General features: G+C 68.8%; 4 protein-coding genes. 3 read left to right on the top strand and 1 reads right to left on the bottom strand.

From position 1 onward, the window contains the following. The first annotated feature begins 227 nt into the window (after positions 1 to 227). The 3 genes from ACF08B_RS41565 (at position 228) to ACF08B_RS41575 (ending at position 1,610) form a co-directional block, all read left to right on the top strand. Positions 228 to 512, top strand: a complete 285-nt coding sequence (locus ACF08B_RS41565) for a hypothetical protein (RefSeq protein WP_392322221.1) — start codon at positions 228 to 230, stop codon at positions 510 to 512. Further along, positions 509 to 904, top strand: a complete 396-nt coding sequence (locus tag ACF08B_RS41570; protein WP_392322222.1) for a hypothetical protein — start codon at positions 509 to 511, stop codon at positions 902 to 904. Before ACF08B_RS41565 ends, ACF08B_RS41570 begins: the two co-directional genes overlap by 4 nt. A 316-nt stretch (positions 905 to 1,220) precedes the next feature. Next, positions 1,221 to 1,610, top strand: a complete 390-nt coding sequence (locus tag ACF08B_RS41575) for a hypothetical protein (RefSeq protein WP_392322223.1) — start codon at positions 1,221 to 1,223, stop codon at positions 1,608 to 1,610. Positions 1,611 to 2,018: 408 nt separating this feature from the next. On the opposite strand, the gene ACF08B_RS41580 is transcribed toward ACF08B_RS41575, so the two are convergent. Further along, positions 2,019 to 2,252: a hypothetical protein gene (locus ACF08B_RS41580; RefSeq protein ID WP_392322224.1), complete on the bottom strand. Its 234-nt coding sequence runs from the start codon at positions 2,250 to 2,252 to the stop codon at positions 2,019 to 2,021. Positions 2,253 to 2,477: the final 225 nt, after the last annotated feature.

The raw sequence follows: 2,477 nt of genomic DNA on the forward strand, positions 1-2,477 counted from the left end.
CCGCTATCTCTCGTGAACATTTCGAGACCCAGCGATCACCAACTGCCGCCCAAACCGGCAGACAAACGCTGCTGCTGAACGTGAACAAAGCCAGACGCCTTCAGTAGGAGCTCACGCGCTCGGCGGGCAGCCGCACCCCCACACTGGGCTTCGAAGTCCTCCAGTGGCCGCCGACCTGTCCACGCGCCATCCAAGCCGGCCATCTATAGAGCTGCTATGGTTACGCTATGGCGAATACGACGATTCAGGTGACGAAGCAGACCCGCGACCACCTCGCCGAGCTCGCCGCGGAACGCGGGCTGAGCATTGGCCAGCTCGTCGACGTACTCGTCGCCGCGGAGCCCACCGCAGCTCAGCGGGCCGAGCAGGTGGCGGCCGCTCGGGCGCATGCACGGAAGGTGATCGGCGTCGATATCACCGACGAAGAGTTCGCCACTCTCGATGTATTGGGCAATCTGCGGCGGATCGCGGCCGAGAAGGTCCTGGCGATGCCCAGCAAGGACGCTGCGTGATCATTCTCGACACCAGCGCCGTGACTGCCCTGGCGACGGGGCACAAGGCGCTCAACGCGCTCGCGGTCAACGTCACCACGAGCGGTGACCGGCTCCTCGTTCCCGCTTTGTGCCTGGCTCAGGCCGAAGCCGGCCAGGCCGGAGCCGCCCGGGCCGTCCTGGGATACCCGTGCACCGACGTCGAGGTACTGGGACAAATCGACGCACCGGCCGTGGGCACCATGGTCCGCGACGGATACGGCGGGATGGACACCTGCCACGCCCTTTACACCGCACTGCGCCGCACCGGCACCGGCGGCATGCCCATCCTCCTGACCGACGCCGAAGACCGCTACCCGCCCGGCATCCTCGCCATCGGCATCGATACCCCCGGCATGCTCGGCTTCCACTGAGCCGGCATCCCCTTCCCGACCCACTGCGAACCAACACCCAGGCCGCCGCATACGAACGACTACTGAAGCTGAACCCTGCGCAGCGCAGATGACACGACCTGATCACCCAACCAGCTAACTGACAAAGCCGCAGGCCAGACCCCTGCCCCAGCAGCGCCCCACAATCACTGCAGCCCCTGGCACTTCCCACCCACCGCCGCGCCACGAACTGATCAGTGCAGGCCAGACCACCAACTACTGATCAGAAAAACCGCTCCTGGACAGCCGCGCTGGCCGGCCTCGGGCTGGAGTGGGCGGCCGCGGAAGGAGCGGCGTGATGATCGCACCCGAGGAAGAGCGGCGCGTGCAGGACGCTGTGCGGCAGCACGCCCGCGCCAGGGTCTTCGCGGAGGCGGAGGACGTCATCTCGGCTTTGCTGTCCGACCCTAGGGTGCAGGAGGCGCGGGAGCGGGTGGAGGCGGCGGAGACGGAGCTGGGCATGGAGCTGTGCGCCCGTCTCCAGCCGTTCCAGGACCGCTACGACCAGGCCGTGGCGGAGGGCGACGCGGCCCGGTTCACGGAGGTCTGCGCGGGCAAGCACGGCCGCTGGGGGCGGATCTGCGTCCTGCCCGGCGGGCACGAGACCTCGATGGAGGAACCGCACTGGGGCCGCAACAGCGAGGGTCGGCCGATCGCGTGGGTGAGCAGCGCGCCTGACGACTGGTGAGCAGTGGCGGTGAGACCGGTGACAGGACCCCGGGGCGCAGGGCGGCCCGGGGTCCTTCGCTGTCCGGGGCCAGCGGCACCGCTCCCAGGCCCTACACGCACTGAGGTGCGATGCCCGTGGTTTCTGAGCTGTGGCATCGCACTGGTGTGCGTGTAGGCCCTGGGATCTTGGGCCGCTCCCCCGACGAACTACGTTGCAGCGGGGGTCCCCGAGGCCGGAGTACGGCTGCTGTGCGGTTGAGCGGGTGCGAGGCTGGCTGGGAGGCACGGCTGTGGTCACCGTGGTGCACCAGGCGGACTGCCCCGTGTGGTCCGCTCGATAAGCCGGCCCTGCCGCCCGCAGTCGTCTTCACGGGTACGCCTGACCATGGCCCGGCGCTGCCCCGACCATGAGCCCGTCCACAGCAGCTCAGCGACCCAACGGCGAAGTGGTGGCACTGGGGCTGGCATCGCCTCGGGCGCTGGCCTGAGCGACGCCGAGTACCCCGACCACGAAGGCGACCAGGACGCCGGCTGCCGTCAGCGCGACCGTGACCGGCGTCTTCAGGGCCGGGCGGCGGTGAACGAGGTAGCCGAGACCGCCAACGAGCGCCAGGCCGACACTGACGCCGATCACCGCAACGAACAGAGCAAGAGCAGACACGAGTTCCCCCGAGGGATCAGGCACACGGCGAGTCCGCGTGCAACGAAAAGGCGGAGCGTGGACGCTTCCCGTGCTTTGCGTCGCGGGCAGGGCGCTCCAGCAGCGGGCGCTAGGTTGGCCGAGGGCGGGGCTAGAGGTTGTCCCGTATGGGGTGTGGGTTATCCACTGAGGGCCATGTTGTGGAGTCGGGCGATGCCGAGCATGGCCTGGTGAACGCCGTTGCCC

Origin of the sequence: Streptomyces sp. NPDC015139 (genome assembly GCF_043079785.1) — a bacterium.
GTDB classification, from domain to species: domain Bacteria; phylum Actinomycetota; class Actinomycetes; order Streptomycetales; family Streptomycetaceae; genus Streptomyces; species Streptomyces albidocamelliae.